Origin of the sequence: Streptomyces milbemycinicus (genome assembly GCF_002154605.1) — a bacterium.
GTDB classification, from domain to species: domain Bacteria; phylum Actinomycetota; class Actinomycetes; order Streptomycetales; family Streptomycetaceae; genus Streptomyces; species Streptomyces milbemycinicus.
In genome coordinates this window covers 1-4,564 of record NZ_MUNE01000089.1, presented here as the reverse complement: position 1 = coordinate 4,564, position 4,564 = coordinate 1, and the positions used below count along the sequence as shown (strand labels likewise).

The following is a 4,564-nucleotide window of genomic DNA, read 5'->3' as shown; positions in this document are numbered from 1 at the left end:
CTCCCAGCCCCCGGCGCGCAAGCGCTCCGGCGGGCTCGTCGCCGCCCTCCTGGCCGCCGTCCTCGTCGCCGGAGGCATCGGCGGCGGCATCGGCTACTGGGCCGCCGACCAGAGCGACAGCAGCGACTCGACCACGATCTCGGCCCTCGGCAACCCGAAGTCGGAGAGCCGCACGCCCGGCTCCGTCTCCGACATCGCGGGCAAGACCCTGCCCAGCGTGGTCACCATCGAGGCCCAGGGCAGCAACGGCGAAGGCGGCACCGGCACCGGCTTCGTCTACGACACACAGGGCCACATCCTCACCAACAACCACGTCGTCGCCTCCGCCGCCGACAACGGCAAGCTCACCGCCACCTTCTCCAACGGCAAGCGGTACACCGCCGAGGTCGTCGGCCGCGCCCAGGGCTACGACGTCGCCGTCGTCAAGCTGAAGAACGCCTCGGGCGCCGAACTCACCCCGCTCCCGCTCGGCAACTCCGACAAGGTCCAGGTCGGCGACGCCACCGTCGCCATCGGCGCCCCCTTCGGCCTCTCCGGCACCGTCACCACCGGCATCGTCAGCGCCAAGAACCGCCCGGTCGCCTCCAGCGACGGCGGCGGCGGCAACGCCTCGTACATGAGCGCCCTGCAGACCGACGCCTCCATCAACCCCGGCAACTCCGGCGGCCCCCTGCTGAACGGCGACGGCGGCGTCATCGGCATCAACTCCGCCATCCAGTCCGCAGGCAACGGCGGCGGCCTCGGCGGCGAAACCCAGCAGTCCGGCAGCATCGGCCTCGGCTTCGCCATCCCCATCAACCAGGCCAAGCACGTCGCCCAGCAGCTCATCAAGACCGGCGAGCCCGTCTACCCGGTGATCGAGGCCACGGTCAACATGAAAGACACCGGCAACGGCGCCACCATCGCGGGCAACGGCGCCGGCGGCAGCCAGGCGGTCGTCCCCAACGGCCCCGCCGACAAGGCCGGCCTGAAGGCCGGCGACGTCATCGTCAAGCTCAACGACACGGTGATCGACAGCGGCCCGACCCTGATCAGCGAGATCTGGACCCACAAGCCGGGTGACAAGGTCACCATCACCTACAAGCGCGACGGCAAACAGTCCACGACCCAGGTCACCCTGGGACAGCGCAAGGGCGACAGCTGACGCGCTAGGCTGATCCCCGCGCCACCCCAGGTGGGCCAGGCGCGAGGAGGCTTGCCCGAGCGGCCTAAGGGAACGGTCTTGAAAACCGTCGTGGCAGCGATGTCACCGAGGGTTCAAATCCCTCAGCCTCCGCCCAGGTGAGAGAACGAGCACGCCAGAAGGGGCGCCCCGATCGTAGGGGCGCCCCTTCTGTGTTGTGCGGTGTCTCACTCCGGCCGCCCGAATCCCGCCGTTGATCAGCGCGCGTGGACCAGCTGTGGGCCAGATTCGCAGCTCCCCAGGTGTGCTCACCCGCCCGAAGCCGGAGGTCCAGCGACGGGGGGCTGAGGCGCCAAGCGCCGTGTCTCCGCCCATTCGCCGACCTCGGACCGCACCAGCTCCTCGGTTCTCGATGCCAGCACGGCCGACGAGTCCGCACCGTCGTACGGGGCCGACCCACAGCTCCAGTTGACGAGCTCGCCCTGGAGAGCCATCAGCACGGAACTCGCCCGTACCCAGTTCTCACCCCACCGGAACAGCTGCCGGAGCCCCGCCGAGACCACCACCAACGCACCGATAACTCCTGTCACCGTGACAGAAGCACCGGCCGCCGCAGCTGTCGGCGGCCGACTCCTGGCTCAGTGGGCACGAGCACGAGCCTGGGGCACGTAGCGGGCACGATGACGATGACGACGGGTCCGCCGAGCGCGCCAGAAGGGGGCCCGAACGCCCCCTCCGGCCACGATCTGGCCGAAAACGTATGGTGCCTGCCGTCGTTGCAGGTCACGGCCGCGCAATGGGGCGCGATCCGTTGGCTCCTCGCGAGATTGAGCCGAAAGTGGGCTTTTAGTTGAAGCTAAAGGTGGGATCCTGACATTGTGAAGTGAGGAGTGAGGCCGGAAGGCGACCTGCTCAGTTTGGAGTGATGCATCTTGCCGTGGAAGAGCAAAGGTGTGAAGGCGGAGGCCGCCGACGCCGCCGGTGCGCGGCTCGCTCGGCAGGCCACCGTGGAGGTGGCCGGGGTGTTGGGCAAGCGGGACATGAGCCGGGCTGACCTTGCCAGGCTGATGGGTGTGAGCCCGGGCCGGGTGAGCCAGATCCTCTCCGGCGACGAGAATCTGACGCTGCGCAGCCTCGCTGCCGTGGCAGAGGCGCTTGAACTCGACGTGAGAATCAGCTTCGTCGAGCCCAAAGCCGTCCCGCAGGATGTGACCACGATGCGGCACGGCGGTTCCGACGCGTACGTCTATACCCATTGAAGAGGGGTCGGGACGGGCGCGTCACAGATGTGGCGCGGGGGCCTCGGCGAGCGGTTCGACGGCCATCGCCGTCTGCCGGATCCGCATGAGGTCCCTGTCGCCGCTGCGCTTCCCGTGCTTGTAGCCGAATTTGAGCATCTGCACGCAGGCTTCCTTGGCCTTGGCCAGGGCCTGTCGGCAGTCCTCCGCCTCCTCTTTCGTCCGGCTGTGCAGCTCTTTGGGGAAGTCCTGCAGTTCTCGCTGCCGTCTGCGCGCCTCGACTTCGGCCTCGATCTTCGTGGCCTCGTCCAGTAGCGCTTCCACGTCTTCGTACAGACCGTCGATGGCAGCCTTGTCCTTGGGCTGCAGGGCGCAGCCGCGCAGGTGCGCGCGGGCGTCGAAGGCGAACATGCGCAGCTGCGCGACATCCTGGAAGTCCCGGACCATCCGTTCGCAGTGGCAGTACATGTCGTGGACCAGCCGCCGTTCCAGATGGCCGAGCAGCACGGCGATCCCCAGGGTGATCACGGCGACGAAGGGCGGGGTGGACTGCTGGTTCTGCTGCTGGCGGACCCGCGGGGCGAGCGCGCCACCGGCGGCGGCCGCTGCCACGGCGGGCGGTACGTCGGCGGCGTGGGGCAGCAGGAGTGTGATGGTGATCAGCGCCGCGGCGCAGGTGCAGGCCACGATCGTGCCGCACAGTGCCATCGACCGCGTGGTCCCCAGCAGGCGGCCCTTTTCGGCGAACCGGTACACCAGCGAGATCCAGGTGACGAGTGCGCAGAGCCCCATGGGTAACACGAAGTGTGCGAACCACCCCTGTGCATAGAACTCGTGCACGGCTCCCCCTGGTCCCGCCTTGGTATCGCTGTCACGGTTACCGAGCGTCCGGTCATGGGGAGAGCGGGAAACCGGATTCACTGTCCGCCTGGGTGCGGAAGCGCCGACCAGTGGCCGTGCCATCCCCTCACGGAGCGTCTCGTCGCGCCCTCACAATAGTCCCACCGAAACGCGTAGCGCACAGGTCACTTTCTGTACAACTTGGGATCGTGGCGGCGGTGTCGCCGCTGATGGTGGCCGAAAGTAAGAGGTAGGCGAGCCCTTCAAACGTTCTGCGCGCCCTCGCCACGCGCACCGCGCCCACGCGCCTCAATCATGCTTGTGTGGTAATGAGCCGGGCTGTGTGGTTCGCCGATGATCGGCTGGGCAACTCTGGTTGCGCGTCTCTCCGACGCTTGTCGACCGTGGAGGAAGTGATTCATTGATTCCAGGAGACGGTTGAGGTCATACGGCGGTGCGGCGGTGCTGGGGTGCCGCCGCACGGCCTTGTCCGCGGTCGTGCGACCTTGACAGCGTCGAATTATCTGACGGATAGTCAGAAAGCTTTCGGCCCGGATGTGCGACGCCGTCGAGCGAAGGGGAGACCGCTGCCCATGCACCTCGCCCCCACCCCCCGCCAGCGGCGGCTGCGCGAGGAACTCCGCGGCTACTTCCGCGATCTGATCAGCCCCGAGACGCGCGCCGTGCTGCCGAATGACCCGGCCCTGCAGCGGCAGCTGCTGCGGCGCATCGGCGCCGACGGTCTGCTGGGGCTCGGCTGGCCCGTCGAGTACGGCGGCCAGGGGCGCGGCCCCGACGAGCAGTTCGTCTTCTTCGACGAGGCGTACCGGGCGGGCGCTCCGGTTTCCATGGTCACGCTCAACACCGTCGGCCCGACCCTGATGAAGTACGGCACCGAGGAGCAGAAGCGGTCCTTCCTGCCGCGCATCCTCAGCGGCGAAGTCGTCTTCGCCATCGGCTACTCGGAGCCGGAAGCCGGCACGGACCTCGCCTCCCTGCGCACCAGGGCCGTGCGGGACGGCGACGAGTGGCTGATCGACGGCGCCAAGACCTTCACCAGCAACGCGCACAACGCCGACTGGATCTGGCTGGCCTGCCGCACCGACCCGGCCGCCCGCAAACACGAAGGCATCTCCATCATCCTGGTGCCGACCGACACCCCCGGTTTCTCCTGGACGCCGATCGAGACGGTGGCGGGGCTGAAGACCACGGCGACGTACTACGACTCGGTCCGCGTCCCGGCCGACCACCTCGTGGGTGAGGAGAACGGCGGCTGGGGACTGATCACCAACCAGCTCAACCACGAGCGGGTCGCGCTCGCCGCCATCGGCATGCAGGCCGAGGACTTCTACGAGGCGGCGCT

At 68.3% G+C, this 4,564-nt stretch carries 5 protein-coding genes and 1 tRNA gene; 4 read left to right on the top strand and 2 right to left on the bottom strand.

All coding sequences use genetic code 11. The annotated features are described in order from the left end of the window. Together CCN51_RS08020 and CCN51_RS08015 are read left to right on the top strand one after the other, a co-directional pair. Positions 1 to 1,144 (top strand): S1C family serine protease (locus CCN51_RS08020; RefSeq protein ID WP_086859412.1); only part of this gene is annotated, 1,144 nt, incomplete at its 5' end. A 45-nt stretch (positions 1,145 to 1,189) separates the two neighbouring features. Then, a tRNA-Ser gene (locus tag CCN51_RS08015) sits at positions 1,190 to 1,276 on the top strand. A 155-nt stretch (positions 1,277 to 1,431) separates the two neighbouring features. Here the strand turns inward: CCN51_RS08015 and CCN51_RS59840 are convergent. After that, complete coding sequence (locus CCN51_RS59840; protein ID WP_078610548.1) at positions 1,432 to 1,713, bottom strand: DUF4231 domain-containing protein; 282 nt, start codon at positions 1,711 to 1,713, stop codon at positions 1,432 to 1,434. Between the two features lie 342 nt (positions 1,714 to 2,055). On the opposite strand from CCN51_RS59840, the gene CCN51_RS08005 reads away from it, so the two are divergent. Further along, the gene (locus tag CCN51_RS08005) at positions 2,056 to 2,382 is read left to right on the top strand and encodes a helix-turn-helix domain-containing protein (protein ID WP_106436391.1); all 327 of its coding nucleotides are present in this window, start codon (positions 2,056 to 2,058) and stop codon (positions 2,380 to 2,382) included. A 21-nt stretch (positions 2,383 to 2,403) separates the two neighbouring features. Here CCN51_RS08005 and CCN51_RS08000 read toward each other — a convergent pair whose 3' ends face one another. Further along, positions 2,404 to 3,201 (bottom strand): hypothetical protein, encoded by a 798-nt coding sequence (locus CCN51_RS08000; RefSeq protein WP_043487210.1) that lies wholly within the window; start codon positions 3,199 to 3,201, stop codon positions 2,404 to 2,406. 593 nt (positions 3,202 to 3,794) lie between these two features. Between CCN51_RS08000 and CCN51_RS07995 the strand changes: the two genes are divergently transcribed. Beyond that, positions 3,795 to 4,564, top strand: a 770-nt coding sequence (locus tag CCN51_RS07995; RefSeq protein ID WP_107425943.1) for an acyl-CoA dehydrogenase family protein, incomplete at its 3' end; no start/stop codon positions are given.